Origin of the sequence: Streptomyces sp. NPDC047049, assembly GCF_040643995.1 — a bacterium.
GTDB classification, from domain to species: Bacteria; Actinomycetota; Actinomycetes; order Streptomycetales; family Streptomycetaceae; genus Streptomyces; species Streptomyces mooreae.
In genome coordinates this window covers 42,949-61,655 of sequence record NZ_JBEYVM010000016.1, presented here as the reverse complement: position 1 = coordinate 61,655, position 18,707 = coordinate 42,949, and the positions used below count along the sequence as shown (strand labels likewise).

Annotated in this window: 19 protein-coding genes; 4 read left to right on the top strand and 15 right to left on the bottom strand. The window is 72.2% G+C overall.

Annotated elements, in window-relative coordinates:
* Positions 1–25 precede the first annotated feature (25 nt).
* The 6 genes from ABZ851_RS27880 to ABZ851_RS27855 form a co-directional block, all read right to left on the bottom strand.
* Positions 26–1,066, bottom strand: a complete 1,041-nt coding sequence (locus tag ABZ851_RS27880; protein ID WP_361132956.1) for a serine hydrolase domain-containing protein — start codon at positions 1,064–1,066, stop codon at positions 26–28.
* Positions 1,063–1,986, bottom strand: coding sequence for a hypothetical protein (locus ABZ851_RS27875; protein ID WP_361132953.1), 924 nt, complete (start codon positions 1,984–1,986; stop codon positions 1,063–1,065). The genes ABZ851_RS27880 and ABZ851_RS27875 overlap by 4 nt, the downstream gene beginning before the upstream one ends.
* Complete coding sequence (locus ABZ851_RS27870; RefSeq protein WP_361132950.1) at positions 1,983–2,966, bottom strand: hypothetical protein; 984 nt, start codon at positions 2,964–2,966, stop codon at positions 1,983–1,985. Before ABZ851_RS27870 ends, ABZ851_RS27875 begins: the two co-directional genes overlap by 4 nt.
* The gene (locus ABZ851_RS27865; RefSeq protein ID WP_361132947.1) at positions 2,963–3,673 is read right to left on the bottom strand and encodes a hypothetical protein; all 711 of its coding nucleotides are present in this window, start codon (positions 3,671–3,673) and stop codon (positions 2,963–2,965) included. The genes ABZ851_RS27870 and ABZ851_RS27865 overlap by 4 nt, the downstream gene beginning before the upstream one ends.
* 16 nt (positions 3,674–3,689) lie before the next feature.
* Positions 3,690–3,875, bottom strand: coding sequence for a hypothetical protein (locus ABZ851_RS27860; protein ID WP_018091704.1), 186 nt, complete (start codon positions 3,873–3,875; stop codon positions 3,690–3,692).
* 722 nt (positions 3,876–4,597) lie between these two features.
* Positions 4,598–5,017, bottom strand: coding sequence for a TOBE domain-containing protein (locus ABZ851_RS27855; protein WP_361132943.1), 420 nt, complete (start codon positions 5,015–5,017; stop codon positions 4,598–4,600).
* Between the two features lie 317 nt (positions 5,018–5,334).
* On the opposite strand from ABZ851_RS27855, the gene ABZ851_RS27850 reads away from it, so the two are divergent.
* The 3 genes from ABZ851_RS27850 (at position 5,335) to ABZ851_RS27840 (ending at position 8,779) form a co-directional block, all read left to right on the top strand.
* Positions 5,335–5,730, top strand: coding sequence for a helix-turn-helix transcriptional regulator (locus ABZ851_RS27850; protein ID WP_336050988.1), 396 nt, complete (start codon positions 5,335–5,337; stop codon positions 5,728–5,730).
* Between the two features lie 144 nt (positions 5,731–5,874).
* Positions 5,875–6,678, top strand: coding sequence for a molybdate ABC transporter substrate-binding protein (gene modA / locus ABZ851_RS27845; protein WP_361132939.1), 804 nt, complete (start codon positions 5,875–5,877; stop codon positions 6,676–6,678).
* A 127-nt stretch (positions 6,679–6,805) separates the two neighbouring features.
* The gene (locus tag ABZ851_RS27840) at positions 6,806–8,779 is read left to right on the top strand and encodes an ABC transporter permease (RefSeq protein ID WP_361132936.1); all 1,974 of its coding nucleotides are present in this window, start codon (positions 6,806–6,808) and stop codon (positions 8,777–8,779) included.
* A 20-nt stretch (positions 8,780–8,799) separates the two neighbouring features.
* Here ABZ851_RS27840 and ABZ851_RS27835 read toward each other — a convergent pair whose 3' ends face one another.
* From ABZ851_RS27835 to ABZ851_RS27800, 8 genes are all read right to left on the bottom strand, one after another.
* A complete protein-coding gene (locus tag ABZ851_RS27835) occupies positions 8,800–9,246 on the bottom strand; it encodes a nitroreductase family deazaflavin-dependent oxidoreductase (protein WP_361133222.1) in 447 nt (148 codons plus the stop codon).
* Between the two features lie 156 nt (positions 9,247–9,402).
* Positions 9,403–10,857, bottom strand: coding sequence for a SulP family inorganic anion transporter (locus tag ABZ851_RS27830; protein ID WP_361132933.1), 1,455 nt, complete (start codon positions 10,855–10,857; stop codon positions 9,403–9,405).
* Between the two features lie 17 nt (positions 10,858–10,874).
* Positions 10,875–11,477, bottom strand: coding sequence for a carbonic anhydrase (locus ABZ851_RS27825; RefSeq protein WP_361132931.1), 603 nt, complete (start codon positions 11,475–11,477; stop codon positions 10,875–10,877).
* Between the two features lie 90 nt (positions 11,478–11,567).
* Entirely contained in the window at positions 11,568–12,035 is a 468-nt protein-coding gene (locus tag ABZ851_RS27820; RefSeq protein WP_361132928.1) for a hypothetical protein, read from the bottom strand.
* A gap of 100 nt (positions 12,036–12,135) precedes the next feature.
* On the bottom strand, positions 12,136–13,443 hold the full coding sequence (locus ABZ851_RS27815) for an MFS transporter (RefSeq protein WP_361132925.1): 1,308 nt from the start codon (positions 13,441–13,443) through the stop codon (positions 12,136–12,138).
* 54 nt (positions 13,444–13,497) lie between these two features.
* Positions 13,498–14,022, bottom strand: coding sequence for a hypothetical protein (locus ABZ851_RS27810; RefSeq protein ID WP_361132922.1), 525 nt, complete (start codon positions 14,020–14,022; stop codon positions 13,498–13,500).
* A gap of 53 nt (positions 14,023–14,075) precedes the next feature.
* Complete coding sequence (locus ABZ851_RS27805) at positions 14,076–15,314, bottom strand: hypothetical protein (RefSeq protein ID WP_361132919.1); 1,239 nt, start codon at positions 15,312–15,314, stop codon at positions 14,076–14,078.
* A gap of 142 nt (positions 15,315–15,456) precedes the next feature.
* Positions 15,457–15,612, bottom strand: coding sequence for a hypothetical protein (locus ABZ851_RS27800; protein WP_176956589.1), 156 nt, complete (start codon positions 15,610–15,612; stop codon positions 15,457–15,459).
* Positions 15,613–15,958: 346 nt separating this feature from the next.
* Between ABZ851_RS27800 and ABZ851_RS27795 the strand changes: the two genes are divergently transcribed.
* Positions 15,959–17,668 carry an enoyl-CoA hydratase-related protein gene (locus ABZ851_RS27795; protein WP_361132916.1) on the top strand — a complete coding sequence of 570 codons (1,710 nt, stop codon included), beginning with the start codon at positions 15,959–15,961 and terminating at the stop codon, positions 17,666–17,668.
* Positions 17,669–17,791: 123 nt separating this feature from the next.
* Here the strand turns inward: ABZ851_RS27795 and ABZ851_RS27790 are convergent, their stop codons facing one another.
* Positions 17,792–18,349, bottom strand: a complete 558-nt coding sequence (locus tag ABZ851_RS27790) for a winged helix-turn-helix domain-containing protein (RefSeq protein ID WP_361132913.1) — start codon at positions 18,347–18,349, stop codon at positions 17,792–17,794.
* Between the last annotated feature and the right edge of the window lie 358 nt (positions 18,350–18,707).

The window sequence follows — 18,707 nt, the reverse complement described above, 5'->3', positions numbered from 1 at the left end:
CGGGCGGGCACAGTGCGAGGACCCCTCAGGCGGAGTGATCTCCGGCCAGCGTGTACAGCAACTCGTAGGCGGTGCTGATCATCCCGCAGGTGCGGCCGCGGCGGGTGGCCAGTGCGACCAGCCCGGTGTGCGACGCCGGGTGATAGCCCAGGAACGCCTGCTGGCCGAAGGTGGCCCCGACGTGGAAGAGCAACGGCCCCTGGGGAGACGGATGCTGGTACCACGTCAGGGTGTGGGTGTGGCGCTTGCGCCAGCCGCGGCGCAGCAGCGGTACCTGGACGTCGCGCAGCGGCCCGGCCAGCGGCGTGCCGTCGGGGGAGAGGTGCGCTTCGAGGTAGGTGAGCAGGTCGCCGGGGGTGGCACGGACCGAACCGGCGGCGGCGAAGGCGCCCATGTCGGCGCTGCCCACCGGCGTCACCCCGTTCGTACGGTGACCGACGGCGTCGGTGCCGGTGGTGCCGGGGCCCAGCGTGGTGTCCGCCAGCCCGAGGGGGCGCAGCACCCGGTCGGCGAGCAGGGCGGGGTAACCGGCGCCCGCGGCACCGGACATGGCCGGACCCAGCAGCGCCGACCCGAAGTTGGAGTAGCGCCAGCGGGTGCCGGGACGGTGCCGCGGCCGGGTGCGGGCGAAGGTGCGCAGCAGCCGCTCGGTGTCGTAGCGGGCGTAGCCGTTGGCGTACGGGTGCACCAGCGCGCCGGCGATCAGGTCCGGGGGGATCCGGGGCAGCCCGGAGGTGTGGGTGGCCAGATGCCACAGGGTGATCCGGCGCGAGTGCGGGTGCGGCAGGGGCAGCTCGGGCAGACGGTCGACGAGCCGGTCGGCCGGGGACAGCACGCCGTCCCTGGCCAGCGCCGCGAGCAGCAGCACGGTGAACGTCTTGGACAGCGAACCCAGTTCGTAGCGCAGCGCATGGCGGGGGGTGGGCGGTGCCAGCGCCGAGCCGCCGGTCATCACGGTCCGGCGGCCGTGGCGGGTCACCGCCAGCACGACGTCCGGCGCGTCGATCTCGGTGACCGCGTCCGCGAGGCGGTCACCGAGCGCCGGTCCGGGGCTGGTGGCGGTCATCCGACGGCGGACAGGGCCCGGGAGGTGGCCATCGCCGAGGCGAACGCGGCCACCAGGGTGGGGTGATGGACCAGGTCGAAGACCCGCGCCGGGTCACCCTCCGGCATCCCGCGCTGGATGGGCATCGCGCCGGTGGGCGACTGGGCCGCCGCGTACCGCTCCCACAGGTCCGCGTCCAGGGTGGGACGCGGCAGGCAGGCGTCGACGACCAGGAGTTCGCCGAGCAGATCCCAGTGTTCGAGGTCCGCCCAGTCATCCGACCAGGCGGGCAGGTACCGCGCGAGGTAGTCGGCGAGGGCCGGCGGGATGCGCTCGGGCGCTTCGCCCCAGTTGGTGAGGTGGAAGACGGTGTGGGTGAGGTCGTAGGCGATGTGCAGCTGGACCGTCCACGGCTCGGGCAGCTGCCCCAGCCAGGTGCGGTCCACGGCCTGGCCGAAGTCGCTGCTGGGCGGCAGGCCGAGCTTGCGCTCCGCGTTGAGCACGCCGAGCCGCCGGTTGGGCATCATCTCCAGCGCCGTCCAGGTGGCGGTGTGCCGGCAGACCGCCAAGGCGGCCTCCAGCCCCGGGTGGCGGTGGCCGAGCTCGTGGAAGGTCGCATAGACCTCCAGCGGCACGGGGGACTGCGGCTCGTCGTGCTGCAGCCGGGCCAGCACATTGCCGCCGTCCAGCAGCTCCCGCCAGGCGAAGTCCAGCAGCTTCCCGGCCCGTTCCTTCTGCCGGGAGCCGGCCACACCCTCCCGGAACAGCACCTGCATATTGAGCGCCAGCTCCCCGATGGGCTTGAGCCGTTCGACGACCGCGCCGTTGCCGGCGAAGTCGTCGGGGGTCAGCCGGAAGTGCTCACGGTGATCGTCGAGCCAGGTCAGGGCCCGGTCGCCGACACCGTGCAGCAAGGCGGGGGATGCGGCCGTCACGGTCACGGGGCTGTCTCGCTTTCGCAGGAGGTCCGCCCGCCCGCCATCGCCGTATCCCCGGCCGGCGGCCCGGTCTCGGCCTCGTCGGAGGCGATACGGGCGAGGGTGGCGGCGAACGCGGTCACCAGGGTGGAGTGGTAGCAGGCCGTGAACGCCCCGGCCCGGTCGTCGGCGGGCGGCGCGGCGCCGATCTCGGGCACGCTGCCGTCGGCCGCCCGGGCGCCGGCCAGCCGCTGCCAGGCCTGTGCGGGGTACGGGGCCTGCGGCAGGCAGGCCGTCACGGCCAGCAACTCGCCGGCCAGGTCCCACAGCTCCTCCTCCAGCCAGTTCTCCAGCCAGGAGGGGAGCCACAGCCGCAGATAGCCGGCGAGCTCGGGGGAGAGCCGCTGCCGGTTGCGCCCCCAGTCGGTGAGGTGGAAGACGTCATGGGTCACGCCGTACGCCGCCTTGCGGTCCAGCGCCCAGGGCTCCGGCAGCCCGCCGAGGCCGGTCAGGGCCAGGACGGCGCCGAAGTCGGCGTGCTGGCGCAGCCCGATCCGCCGCTCCGCGTTGAGCACACCTAGCGTCCGGGTGTGATCCTCGCGGGCCACCCGCCAGCCCCGCAGCCGGGTCGTGAGGTCCACCAGCTTGTCGGCCTCGGCATGGCGCAGCCCGGCCTGGGCGAACACGCCGTACAGCTCGACCGGATAGGTGGCGAACGGCTCACCGCGGATCAGCTCGGCGAACAGCTCGCCGTCGCGGGTCTCGTTCCAGGCGAACGCGAACAGCCCGCGGGCGGTCTGCCGGATCTCGTCACACGGGTGCAACATGCCGATCAGCTGGGTCAGTTCGGCCAGCTCACCCAGGGGTTTGAGGGTCAGGTTGGGGTCGGCGTCCGTAGTGACGTTCGGGGGCAGCCGGAACTGGTCGCGAGCTCGGTCCAGCCACCCCAGGCTGCCGTGGACCAACCGGTCCAGCAGCCCGGGGTCGCCCCGGCCGCCGCTCACCAGCCCCGCCCGTAGAAACGCTGGGCGGCGACGATGTGCAGCGTCACGCGGGGGTCGGCACCACCCATGTGGCGGACGAACGCCAGCCCGCTGTCGAGTCCCAGGGTCTGCGGTACGTCGGGCAGCCGGGACAGCCAGCGGCCCAGACCGGCCGCCTGCAGCCAGTCGCGGCGGCGGACCGCCCGGACGAAGCCACGGGCCAGATCGTCGGTGCGTGCCGACAGCTGCTCGGCGAGACCGGGCGCCAGCCCGGGCAGCGCGAGCGCGGCGAGTTGTGACACGCGATGCGCAAGCTTCGGCCAAGGGTCGGCTTCGACCCAGCCGGCCGCGGCCTCGGGCGGCGGCGGCCAGTGCTGTGCGCTTGCGGACAGGAACGCGTGCGAGGCCTCGACCAGGCCCCGGTAGGTCCACACCGACACGTCCGAGGCATCGGTGCCCGGTGGATAGGCCGAGAGCGCCTGCCGCACGACCTCGGCGTCGTCGCCGCCGACGGGCGCCGCGGGATGCGCGGGATGGTCCATTGCGTATGGCGCGAGCGCATCGGCGCCGAGCACCCGGAGGGCGGCCGGAGCCAGCGCATCGCTCTGCCGCAGAACGGCCGACAACGCATAAGGGCCGCCCTCGCCTCGCAGGGCGAGGGCGACCCCGGTTGCGGCATCAGCGATCACAGCGCTCAGCGGGACTGCTCCCGGCGTCTGTTCAGCCAACGCTTTCCCCTCAGCCTCAGCGCACGTCGGTCTTGGGCCGGGGGGTGGGCGGCGAGATCAGGAGCAGCGCGGCCAGCAGCAGCGCACCCCCGCACTCGCGGGTATCGCGGAAGACACCGTCGGCCTCGGCGGGTTCAAGCAGTCCCTCGACCTCGGCGGCCAGGGCGGCCGTCTCGACCGGCGCTGTGCGATCCGTAACCATGCGATCAACTCCTTCGACGAATGGGATCCCAGATTCACATCGGCATATTTGCGTCGCAAGGGGAAAAATCTGACAAACGGCCACTCATCGGGTGATGGTGAATGCCTCGCGACCGGCCTCGTGATCCGCAACTGCCGTGTGATGCCCGGATGGTGGCGTTCCTGCCGACGCGGCAGGCGGGTGCGGCGGGCGAGGGCTCTTAGGGCGCGGGGGCCGCCCCGATGGGGGATCGGACTGCTCTGTTCGGATGCACGGCGCGGAGCGGGTGCCCGCCGTGGCGCTGCCGGGGGCCGCGGTGGTGCCGGGGCGGGCGGCGGAGCGCCGCCCGTGGGCGGCGATGAGGACTTCGCTCCGGCCGGGTCCGGGGCGCGCAAGGCCGAGGGGGTGTGACCCGTTCGGCGGACGTCGGCCCCCTTCAGGGCGGGCGTCGGTCCCCTTCGGTACGTGTGCGGAATATGGCAGCCCCAAGCTCCCCGGCCCGGCCCCGCCTCGCCGTCCACAGCGGTCCCCGGTGTGACAGGCCCCAGGTCTGCGCCCGCCCCGCACCGGGGGTCTTTGGGGTGTCGTCGGCAGAGGTGCCGGAATCGGCGGACCGCTCGGCCGGCGCGGCGGCCCAGTCTGTGCCGCGGCCTCAGGGGCGCCTGAGCGGCTTCAGAAGAGGGAACCGTCGACCAAGGGGCCGAAGTCCCCCGCGGCGCGGGGGACTTCGGCGGGGGCTGCGGTCAGACCGCGGCGAGCGCGACCTCGGTCGACTTGATCAGCGCGGTGACCTCGGCACCGGCGGCCAGGCCCAGGTCCTCGGCCGCGTCCCTGGTGATCGCGGCGGTCAGCTCCCCGCCCGCGACGGCGACCTTGACGCCCGCCATCGCGCCGCCGGTGGCGACATCGGTGACGGTGCCGGGGATCCGGTTACGGATGCTCAGACCGTCCACCGTGCCGGTCGCGAGCGCGACCTCGGTGGACTTGATCAGTGTGCGCACCGTGGAGCCCTCCTCGATGCCCAGCTCCTTCACCGCCTCCAGGGTGATCGCCGCGGTGATCTGCTGGCCACCGTCCAGACGCACCTTGACGGTCGCCATGACCTCGCCGGGGGTGACGGAGAGAACGGTGCCGGAAATCTGGTTACGGATGCTCAGGCTCATGGATGCCTCACCAGGGGAGTGGAAAGCGAAAGGTGGAATGTCGCGTTTTCCTGCTCTGACATCTGCACCCTAACCACACAACGCGCCGCGGTTCGGGCATACATGGCAGATGCCGGGCAGATATCCGCATGTGCCTGGCAAATGTCCGCAGGCGCCTGGCGGAACAGCGGAACGCGCGGAGAATCGCGCCGGTCGTCCGGGGCGCGCACCCAGCCGGCGGGCCGCCTTCGTTCCTTCCTCCAGCCGGCCTGGCATCTGCCATAGAGCTTTCCCCAAGGGATTGTAAATGCCATCCGGTACTGCATATCTTGTCGCACATGCAGTCCTACACGATCGGCCAGGCGGCGCGGCTGCTGGGCGTCAGCCCGGACACCACCCGCCGCTGGGCGGACGCCGGCAAGGTCGCGACCCATCGTGACGACAGCGGCCGCCGTCTCATCGAAGGCCGCGATCTGGCCGCCTTCTCCGTCGAGGTGGCGCAGACCGGCACCGGCGAGGACGAGGCCTCGTACACCTCCGCGCGCAACGCCTTCCCGGGCATCGTCACCGCCGTCAAGCTCGGCGATGTCGCCGCCCAGGTCGAGATCCAGGCCGGTCCGCACCGCCTGGTGTCCCTGCTGACCCGGGAAGCGGTGGAGGAACTGGGCCTGGAGGTCGGCATGCAGGCCACCGCCCGCGTGAAGTCCACCAGCGTGCACATCGACCGCACCTGACCCACCGCGGTAATCCAGCCGATCCGCAACCACCGTCCCCCACCGGCCGGCTGCGCACCCCAGCGGCGTCGCCCCATCCCGGCGCGGCTTTTCCCATCCGCTCGGACGACACCCGTCGTCCCGCGTTCCAAGGAGTCCCGCCCCATGTCCCAGCTCTTCACCGGACGCCGCGCCGCCGCCGCGCTCGTGACCGCCGCCCTCCTCGTTCCGCTCTCCGCCTGCGGTGGCAACGACGGCAAGAAGGACGAGGGCGCCGAGAAGTCCGGCGGCGGCGCCGCCCCGAAGGCGGACCTCACGGTGCTCGCCGCCTCCTCGCTGACCGATGTCTTCAAGAAGGCCGGTGCGGTGTACGAGAAGGAACACCCCGGCACCAAGGTGCACTTCTCCTTCGCCGGCTCCCAGGAACTGGCCGCCCAGGTCAGGGAGGGCGCCCCCGCCGACGCCGTGGTCACCGCCGACACCAAGACGATGGACGGGCTCAAGGCCGATGTCGCCGCGCCGACCGTCATCGCCAAGAACCGCCTGGTCATCGTGACCGGCGAGGGCAACCCGAAGAAGGTCGGCAACCTCAAGGCACTCACCGACAGCAAGCTGAAGGTCGTGCTCGCCGCCTCCGAGGTGCCGGTCGGCCGCTACGGCAAGCAGGTCCTGGACGCCCAGAAGCTGAAGGTCAAGCCGGTCTCGCAGGAGCCCAACGTCCGCGCGGTGCTCAGCAAGGTCGAGCTCGGCGAGGCCGATGCCGGCCTCGTCTACAAGACCGACGCCGCCACCGCACCCGAGAAGGTCGACGCCGTCGACATCCCCGATGCGCAGAACGCCGTCGCCTCCTACCCGGCCGCGACGGTGAAGGCCTCTCAGCACGCGGCCGCCGCAGCCGCGTTCGTCAAGTGGCTGAGCACGCCCGAGGTGCAGAAGCTCCTGCAGCAGGCCGGCTTCCAGAAGCCGTGATCCGGAGCGGCGCGCACGGACCGCCGGACCGGGGAAGCGGACCGGGCCCGTGCGCGCCGCCGTACCCCGGCCGGCCCGTGCGCGCCGCAGTAACCGGCCCGGCCCGCCCCGAATCCCAGGGACCTCGATGAGACGCCCCCGCACCCTCGCCCGGCCCCCGGCAGGCAGGCTCCGCGTGCCCGGCAGCCGTGCCCCCGTCGCGCTGGCCGTGCCCGCGCTGGTCGCCATCGCGTTCCTGCTGATGCCCCTGGCCGGCATCCTTGCCCGCACCACCTGGAGCGACCTCGGCACCCATCTGACCGGCCCGGACGTCCTCGAAGCGCTCCGGCTGTCGCTGCTGGTGTCCTTCTGCGCGCTGGGGCTCGCCCTGTTGCTCGGGGTGCCCCTGGCCTGGCTGCTGGCCCGGGTCAGCTTCCGCGGCAAGGCGCTGGTCCGCTCGCTGGTGCTGCTGCCGATGGTGCTGCCGCCGACCGTCGGCGGTGTCGCCCTGCTCATGGGCTTCGGCCGCCGCGGACTCCTCGGCCCCTGGCTGGAGGACACCTTCGGCATCGTGCTGCCGTTCCACACCTCCGGCGCCGTGGTCGCCGCCACCTTCGTCGCGATGCCGTTCCTCGTCATCAGCCTGGAGGGCACGCTCGCCGGACTGCGCACCAGCTACGAGGAGACCGCGGCCTCCCTCGGCGCCTCACCCGTACGGGTCTTCCGTACCGTCACCCTCCCCATGGTCGCGCCCGGCCTCGCCGCCGGCGCCGCACTGGCCTGGGCCCGCGCGCTCGGTGAATTCGGCGCCACGATCACCTTCGCGGGCAATCTGCCCGGCACCACGCAGACCCTGCCGCTCCAGGTCTACCTGCTGCTCCAGGGGTCCCCTGAGGCCGCCACCTCGGTCTCGCTGCTGCTGCTCGTCATCGCCATGGGCGTGCTGGTCGCGCTGCGCGGCCGCTGGACCGGCGCCACCACCGTCCGCACCGCCCGCACCGTCCCCACCAGCGACGACCCCGGCCTCGCGGCGCCGCCCGTGCCCCGCGCCGAGGAGCCCGCGACGACGCCGGCGGCGCCCCCGGAGAACTGGCCGCTGCACGCCGAGGTCACCGGCTTCAACCAGCTGACCCTGGACGCGGAACCGGGCACCACCCTCGCCGTCGTCGGCCCCAACGGCGCCGGCAAGACCACCCTGTTGCGCGCCTTGCTCGGGCTCACCCCGCGTGCCCGCGCCACGCTGCGCCTCGGCGGCACCGACGTCACCACGCTGCCCCCGCACCGCCGCGGCGTCGCCTGGGTCCCGCAGGACGGCGCCCTCTTCCCGCACCTGACGGCCCTGAGCAACACCGCCTACGGGCTGCGCGCCCGTGGCATCCCGCGCGCCGAGGCCCGCCGTACGGCACAGCGCTGGCTGGACCGGCTCGGCGTCGGCCCGCTCGCGCACCGCAAGCCCGCCCAGCTCTCCGGCGGGCAGGCGCAACGCGTCGCCCTCGCCAGGGCGTTGGCCGCCCGGCCCCGTCTGCTGCTGCTCGACGAACCGCTCGCCGCGCTCGACCAGACCACCCGCGCCCACGTCCGGCACACCCTGCGCGGCCATCTCGCGGGCTTCGGCGGCGTCTGCCTGCTGGTCACCCATGACCCCGTCGAGGCGGTCTCGCTCGCCGACCGCGTCCTCGTCCTGGAGGACGGCCGCGCCCTCCAGGACGCCCCGCCCGCCGAGGTCACCCGGCACCCGCGCTCGCCCTGGGTCGCCCGGATGCTCGGCCGCAATGCCTGGCCCGGAACCGCCACCGGCGACGGCCTGGCGCTCACCGGCGGCGGCCGCCTCGTCGCCGCCGACCCGCTCCCCGACGGCGCCCGGGCACTGGCGATCATCGCCCCCGAGGCCGTGTCCCTGCACCTCGACAAGCCCACGGGCAGTCCCCGCAACGTCTGGCCGGGCACCGTCCGGGAGATCACCTCGGCGGGCAGCCGCCTGCGGGTCCTCGTCACCTCGCACGAGGCCCCCGACCTGGTGGCCGAAATCACCCCCTCGGCCGCCCTCGAACTCGGCCTCGCGGACGGCGTGTCCGTGTGGACCAGCGTCAAGGCAACCGAGGTCTCCCTCGTGACGCTCTGAGCGTCACGAGGGACCCGGAATCAGTGCGCCGTGGCCGCCGGCTCCAGGACGAACACCGGGATCTGCCGGTCCGTTTTCTTCTGGTAGTCGGCGTAGTCGGGGTACGCCTCGACCGCGCGGCCCCACCACAGGGCCTTCTCCTCGCCGGTGACCTCACGGGCCGTCATGTCCTGCCGCACCGGGCCGTCCTGCAGCTCCACCCGGGGGTCCGCGACGACGTTGTGGTACCAGACCGGGTGCCGCGGCGCGCCGCCCATGGAGGCCACCACCGCATACGCCCCGTCGTGCTCCACCCGCATCAGCGGGCTCTTGCGGATCTTTCCGCTCTTCGCGCCCCGGGTGGTCAGGACCACGACGGGCAGCCCATGGATCGTGGTGCCTTTCGTGCCGCCGGAGCCCTCGTACTCCTCGACCTGATCGCGCACCCACTGCTCCGGGCTCGGCTCGTACTCACCCTGAAGAGGCAAACCGTCCATCCCCTCGACGACAACAAGCGTGGCGCCGACCGCCGTTGACCACCGCGACCGGCCTGACCTTTGGTCAACAACCGTAACGAGGGAGATCTTCCCGACCCCGCCGCCCGGCCGTACGGAGAGGTGACCGTACCGCCGGGCGGCCGGTCGTCAGGACACCAGCTCCACAGCCCGTCGGGTACGCCGGTGCTGCTCGGCCCAGTTCGTCAGCGCGGCACCGCAGGCGTGGTCGAGATGCCGCAGCCCGCTCAGATCGAGCTCCACCCCCCGCTCGGCAGGCAGCGCGTCGAGCTGATCGAGGATCTTGGGCAGCCGCAGGAACGTGGCGTTGCCGACGGCGCGGACCCGCACCGGCTCGTCCTCGTCCTCGGGGGTGTCGACCTCGAGGTGCACATGGGAGGTCTCCCACGCCGTCTTCGCGACCGCCAGCAGCAGACCGATGAGAACACCCTCGAACATGTTGACCGTCACGATCGCGAGGGCCGTGACCAGGAGCACCACCGCCTCACCGCGGTGTTCGCGCCACAGCGGCCGCAGCTCGCGCAGCGGTATGAGCTTGCAGCCCGCATGGACCAGCACACCCGCCAGCGCGGCCACCGGCACCACACCCAGCGCGGCCGGGAACGCCGCGGCGAACACCAGCAGCCAGACACCGTGCAGCACCCGCGAGGCCTTGGTCTTCGCGCCCGCCTGGACATTGGCCGCGCTGCGGACGATGACGGCGGTCATCGGCAGCGCACCGAGCAGCCCGCAGACGGTGTTGCCCGCGCCCTGGGCCATCAGCTCCTTGTCGTACTCGGTGCGCGGCCCGTCGTGCAGCCGGTCGACCGCGGCGGCGCTGAACAGGGACTCGGCGGACGCGATCAGCGCGAAGGCGAGGACCGTGCCCAGCACCCCGATATCGGTGAGCCGGCCGAGGTCGGTGAGGCCGGGCGGCTGGATCGCGTCCAGCAGCCCGCTGACCTCGACGCGTGCGACGGGCAGATCCAGCGCCCACACGGCGGTGGTGGCGAGCGCCACCGCGGCCAGCGGTGCGGGCAGGATCCGCGCGGCGCGCCGCCAGCGCGGCCACAGCACCAGGACGGCGATGGTGCCGGCGCCGATGGCGAGCGCGGACAGGGCCGTGGCCGACCCCGCGGTGGCGGTGACCAGGCCGGGCATGCCGCCGATATTGGCGAGTCCGCTGCCCGGCGCCTTGGCGTCCGCGAGGGCGTAGAGCTGTCCGGCGATCAGGACCAGGCCGATGCCGGCCAGCATGCCCTGGACCACGGCGACCGAGATCGCCCGGAACCAGCGGCCCAACTTCAGTGCGCCCATCGCCAGTTGCAGTACACCGGCCGCCAGTACCAGGGCGCCGAGCGTCCCGAGGCCGTACTCCTTGACGGCTTCGAAGACCAGCACCGTCAGACCGGCGGCGGGACCGCTGACCTGAAGGCTGCTGCCCGGGAGCAGACCGGTGAGCAGCCCGCCGACCACGCCGGTGACGAGCCCCAGCTCGGCCGGTACCCCGGAGGCGACGGCCACCCCGACACACAGCGGGACGGCCACGAGGAAGACGACGAGGGAGGCGGTGAAGTCCGCCCGGAAGGAGGTGAAGCGCTTCATGAGGTGCCCACCCGCCTTCACAGCGGGAGGAACAGGTCGGTGGACGGGTGATGCGCGGCCACCAGGCCGGTGTGCACTTCGTAGAACCACCCGTGCAGAGTCACCTCGCCGGCGTCCAGCCGCTCCTGGACACAGGGGTAGCCGCGCAGCCGGTCGAGCTGTTCGCGCACATGGTGCTGGACCGCGGCGGCGACCGTCGGCTCCTCGTCGGCGGGCAGGTGGTCGGACAGCTGCTGCGCCAGCCAGTCCCGTACGGCGGGCGCACCGGTCAGGTCCTCACCGCGGGCCTTGGCGCCGACCGCGCCGCAGTGCGAATGACCGCACACCACGATGTCGGCGACGCCCAGGACGCGCATCGCGTACTCGATGGTGGCCGCTTCCGCGCAGGCCGCCATGTCCTCGCGGTAGGCGGGCACGGCGTTGCCGGCGGTCCGCAGTTCGAAGAGTTCACCGGGCCGCGCCCCGGTGATCAGGGCCGGGACGACCCGCGAGTCGGAACAGGTGATGAACAGGGCGAGGGGGGACTGTCCGGCCGCGAGCCGGCCGTAGGTCTCCTGTTCCTCCCGCCGGTCGGCGATACGGGCCGTCAGGCCCCGGGCATGCTGAATGAAGGTCTCCACGAGGAGGTCTCCTGCTGATGAGTGGTGCCACTGTGGGGTGGTGGCGGAACGGTGCATGGTGCGGGGGTGGGGCAGGCCACCACGCCGCTCTCAGCAGCGGAAGACGCAGTGCAGAACGGTGAATCCGGCTCCTCGGGACGTGGCCTTGGTGGAGCTGCCGGCTGCCGGGGCACCGGAGGCCGTCGCGGCGACGGGAGCCTTGGCGCCCGCGCTGAACGGTGGCAGCGGCCGTCCGGTGTGCTGGGGAACGCCGATGGAGGTCCGGGCGGTGCGCCGGGGCTGGCCGCGCTCGGCCTCGCGCTTCGCCTTTTCCTCTTCGTTCTCGTAGCCGGGCTTGACGGCCGACGTGCTCGCGGACTTCGCGGCGGGCTTGGCGGAGAACGCGGTCTTCGCCGCACCGGGCGCCGCCGCACCACCACCGAGCAGGAAGGCCGCGACCACCAGCAGGGCGGTCAGCGACATACGGCACAGGCGCAGCACGGGTATGCCCGCTACGCAGGCGTCCTTCCGCATCATCGCCCCCCGTGGTTCGTCCGCACGGTTCCACTCTGCCGTCACAGTGCAGCATCCAGGTTTCGGCCGTGATAACGAGAAATGACGCCAAGTTTCCAGAATCCCCCGGAGAACAGCCGGGAACATCCGTCCGGCGAAAGGATGTTCATCCCTGTTCCGTTTCCGTAAGGGGAGCCGCGGGCGCGGTGACGGTGCGCGGCGGCCGGCCGGCCGCCCACGCGAGGACGGGCACGAGCGCCATCGCGAGGATGCCGCCGGCCAGTGCCAGCGTCGGGTAGCCGCCCAGCACGACGACCGGGCCCGAGAGCATCCCCCCGGTCGCACCCGCGAGGGCGATGCCGACGTCCACCAGCCCTTGTGCCGACGCACGACGGGCGGGCGGCAGCGCGTCGGTGACCAGGGCGGTGCCGCTGACCAGCCCGAAGTTCCAGCCGAGGCCGAGCAGGACCAGTGCCGTGGCGAGCGCGGGCACGGAGTCCGGTGCCGCGGCGGCCACCACACCGGCGGCCAGCAGGACCGGGCCGGCCGCGCCGGCGATCCACCGCCGGCCGAACCGGTCGACCAGCAGGCCGGTGAGCGGGGAGGGCAGGAACATCGCTCCGACATGAAGGGCGATGACCCAGCCGGCCGCCTGCGTGCCGTGGCCGTGTGCCTGCATGTGTACCGGCGTCATCGTCATGACGGCGATCATCACGAGCTGGGTGAGGATCATGATCCCGGTGCCGGTGACCACCCCGCGCCGCTCCGGCCGGGCATCCGGCCCGCTCCCGGCCTCGTCCGCGGGGCTCTCGGCCGCGATCCCGGCCTGCGCCGCGGCCAGTTTCTCGGCCAGCCGCAGCGGATCGGGCCGCAGCAGAACGGCCAGGACCACCGAGGCCGCCCCGAACGCCGCGACGGCCAGCAAGAACGGTCCGGCGAGCCGGGGGATGCCCCAGGAGTGTGCGACCTGCCCCGTCACCGTCACCAGGTTGGGGCCGATCACCGCACCGAGCGTGGTGGCGAAGAGCACGGTGCTCACGGCCCGTCCGCGCCGGGCGGGCGAGGCCAGATCCGCACCCGCGTAGCGCGCCATCAGATTTGTCGCGGTGCCGGCTCCGTAGACGAACAGGGACGTGAACAACAGCACCGCATTGCCGAGGGCGGCCGCCGCCACGACCCCGAGGCTGCCCAGTGCCCCGACGGCGTACCCGAGCGCGAGACCGGGACGCCGGCCGTGGCCCCGGCAGACCTGGCCGATGCCGACGGCGCCGAGCGCCGCTCCGGCGGTGAACAGCGCGCTGGGCACGCCCGCCAGACCGGTCGAGCCGAGCATCTCCTCGGCGAGCAGCGCGCCTACGGTGATCCCCGCGGCGAGACCTGCACCGCTGAGGATCTGGGAGAAGACCAGGACAGCCAGAATCCGCCGCTGTTGCGGTACTTCGGCCTCGGCGGGGTCAGCGTGGCGAGCCCTCATGATTCCCTTCGGTTCGCGGCGGACGGGGGAGGTGCAGACAGGCTTGACGGCGCTTCACGCCGTTGCCGTTGCCGGCTCCACCGGTTCCAGCGCCGCGATGTCGGCGAGCGACAGCCCCATGTGCTCGTGGAGGAAGCGCACCATGGTCCAGTGCGGCAGTGCCCCCTCGTCGAACGGCCCGAATTCCCGGCAGTACAGCGGAATCCAGCGCAGCGCCTCTTCGAGGGCCTGCTCGCGGCCCGGCTCCTGCTGGTAGTCCTCGTAGGCGATGCTGCGGTGCTCGATGAAGAAGCGTCCCGGCAGCCGCTCCTCGCACCACGCCCGGTATTCGCGGGTCTGCAGGATGAGGTAGTGCCAGATTTCGTCGATGTCCTGCTCGACGGGCAGGAACAGACCGCCGAGCCGGTCATGGTGCCGGGAGACGAGATAGAGGTAGCGCAGGCATTCGGTGACCTGGCGCTCCACGAACTCTCGCGGGGCGGCGCTCCTGCCGTCGAAATACGTCACCACTTCGGTGTGCAGCGCCTCGCCGAGCAGGTCTGCGAGAGCGTCGGGGGATATCCGCGGCGGGGTGGTCATGCTTCTCCTGTCCGGGTGAGGAAGACGTCCGGGAACGGAAGGTGCCGGGTGGGTCAGTGGCCGGTCGTGAGCCAGGCGTACTTTCCCGACTTTCCGATGGGGAGGTGCGGGCGGTGGTCGAGCCGGCAGCGCCGCCCGGTCAGTTCACCGATGGCTTCCTCCAGCGCCGCGGCCCGTTCGGGATCGACGGGTGCGCCGTCGAACGTCGTGTACACCAGCTGCGCCGTCCCCTCGCCGGTCAGCTGCAACCGGTACACGAAGACCCGTGGGGACGCCTCGCCGATGCACCGGTCGAGGTCGCCCTGTGCGACGGGGCCGTGCGAAGTGTCGAGCAATTCCTTTTCGCGCCCGCAGAATTGGGAGATCTTCTCCGGGTCCGGTGTGCCGTCCACGGTGCGTACACAGTCGCCCGAGCGGTACCGGACCAGCGGCATGAAGGGGTTGCGCACACTGGTGACGATGAGCTGGTGGATCGTGCTGCCCTCGGCGACCGGATGGAGTTCGACGCTCATTTTGTCGAGATGCGGCCGGTAGGTGCCGCGGCGGTCGCTGAAGTAGAGATACCCGAGCTCGGTGCTGCCGAACAGGTCGATGACCGGGCAGGCGAAGTGCTGGTGCAGAAAACGCCGCACGTTCACCGGGGTGTATTCGTAGGCGTGAATGATGCTTGCGGGCGGCGGGAAATCGTCCCACAGCCCCCATTCGGCGACCTTTCGCAGCAGATGCGCCAGGTGATATCCGGAGCAGTCGAGGTGGTACCAGCCGCGCGGATGCGCTCGCGCGGCGGCTCGGATTTCCCGCAGCATCCGCACCACGTCGTCGCGCTCCCACAACGCCGGATCGAGCCGCAGATTGAGGTAGCAGGTACGCGCGTCGAGCTGCCGGTCGGCGAGGGCGGGCACCGGGTCCGGCGGAGTACCGCGCCGTGCGGCATTGACCCGCGCCACATGCTCCGTGGCCAGCACCGTGGTCAGGGAGACCCGTCGGCAGCCCGATTCCCAGGTGTGGGCGATGTCGGGGTGTTCGCTCCACAGCCGGTAGTAGGAGTGCAGCAGGAAGTACGGGGGCCGGATGATCTGCATCCGGGGGTGGTGGGTGCCGGTGGAGAGGACGAACTCCGCCTCTCCGGACTCCAGGGCCGCGGCCAGCCGGGGGGTCATCCAGTTGTCGGGGAAGCCGCGCGCGATCTCCGGCTTGTCGAGCAGGGGGAAGTGGCCTTTCGCCAGCGACGCACGGTAGATCGGTATGTCGCGGATCTGCTCGATGACCTCGGCGGTCGGCTGACCATCCATGGATTCCTCGTCCTTGGTCGGGAGGCGGTGCCCACACGGGAAGGCAGGGGGCGGTGCCCGGAGCGGACCGGTGGCCGGGAAGGCGCGGAAGGGCCCGCTCCCGGTGGTCGCCGGCCCGCTCCGGGCACCTGAGGCGCGAGGGTCAGGAGATGCAGCCGGCCTTGGGCGCGGCGCTGATGCAGCCCGCCTTCGGCGCCGCGCTGATGCAGCCGTTCTTCGCCGCCTGCTGTGCGGAGTTGGCGGCCAGCCAGCTCTGCCAGACGTGGTCCTGGGCCATCTTCTTGATGAGCTGCTCCATGGGAACCTCCGGTGAGAATGCGGAAGACGAACCGGGCATACGGCCCTGACCTGCACCGATGCCGCACCACCGAAGGTAAAAGTATGACCAAGTGAATGTCAATTAACAGCAATGTCGCGGCCCGTGGAAGCGCGTGGAGTGCGCCAACTTTGGCGGGATTCCGTCCAGATGATCTATCGACGGAACTAGCTGACGACTCGTCAGGTGGTCTCCCGGGCGGACATTGGGCCGCACGGCGGCCGTCGATCGGGTGACCCCGGCGCGGCTCGGGCGGCGGACGGCCGCCCGTGGGGAACGATCACGGTCAATCACCCGCTGACCGGTTCCAGCTGCAGGGGAGTCCGCTGTGCGCATTCTGCTCATCGCCGGCGCGTTCAACAGCCTGACGCAGCGCGTCTACGCGGAACTCGGCGAGCGGGGGCACCACGTGGGCGTGGAGCTGGTGACGCGTGAGGCGCCGCTCCTCGCGGCCGTACGCCGGCACGCCCCCGAGCTGATCGTGGCACCGATGCTCAAGACGGCCGTGCCCCGCGAGGTGTGGTCGGCGTACACCTGCCTGATCGTGCACCCCGGTCCCGTCGGCGACCGCGGCCCGTCATCGGTGGACTGGGCGGTACACCTGGGCGCCACCAGGTGGGGAGTCACGGTGCTGCAGGCCAATGACGAGATGGACGCCGGCGACATCTGGGCCGCGGCCGACTTCCCCGTACCCGAGGCGGGCAAGAGCGACCTGTACCGCAACGAGATCGCCGATGGCGCGGTCGAGGCGGTCCTGACGGCCGTGGCCCGTGTGGCATCCGGGACCCACCGGCCGCAGCCGCAGGCCGCGCTGCCCGACGCCGCGCGGCCCGGTCGCCCCCGGCCGCCCTTCCGTCAGGAGCTGCGCCGTATCGACTGGCGGTCCGACCCCACCGACAGCGTCGTACGCACGCTGCGTGCCGCCGATTCGCAGCCCGGCGTCCGCGATGAACTCCTCGGCGAGAGCTGGTACTTGCACGGTGGCCACCCCGAGGGCACCCTGACCGGCCGCCCCGGTGAACTGCTCGCCACCCGGGGCGGCGCGATCTGCCGGGCGACGGCCGACGGCGCGGTATGGATCCCGGAACTGCGGGCGCCCCGTGCGCCGGGGCAGCCCCGCACCCCCAAGCTGCCCGCCACGCTGGCGCTGGGCGACCGCCTCCCGCGGCTCCCGGAGCTCCCGGCCCCGCTCGGCCCCGGCGAGGGCCCCCGTACCTGGAGCGACATCCGCTACCGCGAGGACGGTCCGGCCGGCTTCCTGGAGTTCTCCTTTCCCGGTGGCGCGATGAGCACCGGCCACTGCCGGCGCCTGCTCGCCGCCTACCGCCACGCCTGCGCCCGGCCGACCTCCGTGCTGGTCCTCGGTGGCCGCCGGGACTTCTTCTCCAACGGCATCCATCTCCATGTCATCGAGGCCGCCGCCGACCCCGCCGAGGAGTCCTGGGCCAATATCAACGCCATGGACGACCTGGTGCACGCCGTCCTGACCACCACCGACCGGCTGGTGGTCGCGGCGCTCGGCGGCAATGCCGCGGCGGGCGGGGCGATGCTGGCCCTCGCCGCCGACGAGGTGTGGTGCCGGCCGGCCGTGGTGCTCAACCCCCACTACCGGCTGATGGGACTCTACGGTTCGGAGTACTGGACCTATACGCTGCCCGGCCGGGCGGGCCCCGAGGTGGCCGGACAGCTGATGGCCCGCGCCCTGCCGATGACCGCGGCGGCCGGCGCACGGCTCGGCCTGGTCGACCGGATCCTCGACTGCACCGCGCAGGATTTCGCCGCACGGACCGCCCGCCTCGCCGTCCGGCTGGCCTCGGCGCCCGCGACCCAGGCCCGTATCGCCGCGAAGAAGGCGTCACGGGAACGCGACGAGGCCGAGCGGCCGCTCGCCGCCTACCGGGAGGAGGAACTGGCCCGTATGCACCGCACCTTCTTCGACCCGGACGCGCCGTATCACGCTCTGCGCCGGGCTTTCGTACGCAAGGAACCCGCGGCCGGAGCCCCCGCGCACCTGAACACCTCACCGGCCGGGGCCTGATCGGGCCTCCCCGGCCCGGTGGGGAGGAACGGCCGGGCCGATGGCCGAAATTCACCGGTCACCGGCCCGCTGCCTGCGTGCCCGGAGCAATGGTGGCGGGCTGGTGTCGGTTGCGCCGGTGCGTCAGCCGCAGCCGTCGGCCCGTGCGGCCGGCAGGTACTTGTAGCCGATGCCGAAGACGGTGCTGATGGAGTCGCGCAGGCCCGGCCCCAGACGCCGGCGCAGACGGGCGATGTGGACATCGACGGTGCGGGTGCTGGACTGGCAGTTGGGCCAGACGGCGTCCATCAGCTGTTCCCGGGTGAAGGCGCGCCGGGGGTGCAGCACCAGATGGGCGAGCAGGTCGAACTCCAGCCGTGGCAGGTCGAGTTGGCGCCCTCTGATGAAGACCGTGCGGGCCGCGGTGTCGATGTGGACCGGGTCGGGACGGGTGCGGCCGGCCGGAGGGTCCTCGGGTTGGGGCGGTTCCTCGCCCGGCGGCGCAAGGATGATGTGGACCTCGTCGGACGGCAGCCGGTGCACCGATACGGGTTCCAGGTCGTGCAGGGTCAATTGCCACTTTCCGTCGGGTAGCCGGTCGACCGCCAGGGGTGGCTCTTCGCCGGGCCCGGCTGTGAGCGGCCGGACGACGTCGGCGTCCGGACGCAACGCAAGCGGGGTCGTCGAGGAGTTCATAAACATGATCTGGGCCCATTCCTCTTGCAAAGCAGGCGTGTACGGACAGACATGGCGGTGCTCGACGTTCAGGGATGCTGAGGTGCTACGCAGCGATCGCGAGGCGGTCCGGTGGTCGTGCGGGGCGGCGGCCAGACACTTGTGGTGCAGGTGCGCCCATCGGGGGCGATCGCTCCGTTCGTACCGCAAGAACGCTCGCGCCCATGCCCGTACCCAGCCGTGACGTGCTGTGAAGTCACGGCCTCCGGTCCAGTCGAACGCTACATGTAATCGCGTGCTTCCGGAAAGTAGCGTCCGCTAATTCGGTTGCTCTTGAGCCGACTTCGTGTTGGGGCGGCGCCCGCCCGGGCGGCGGGCCGGCCCG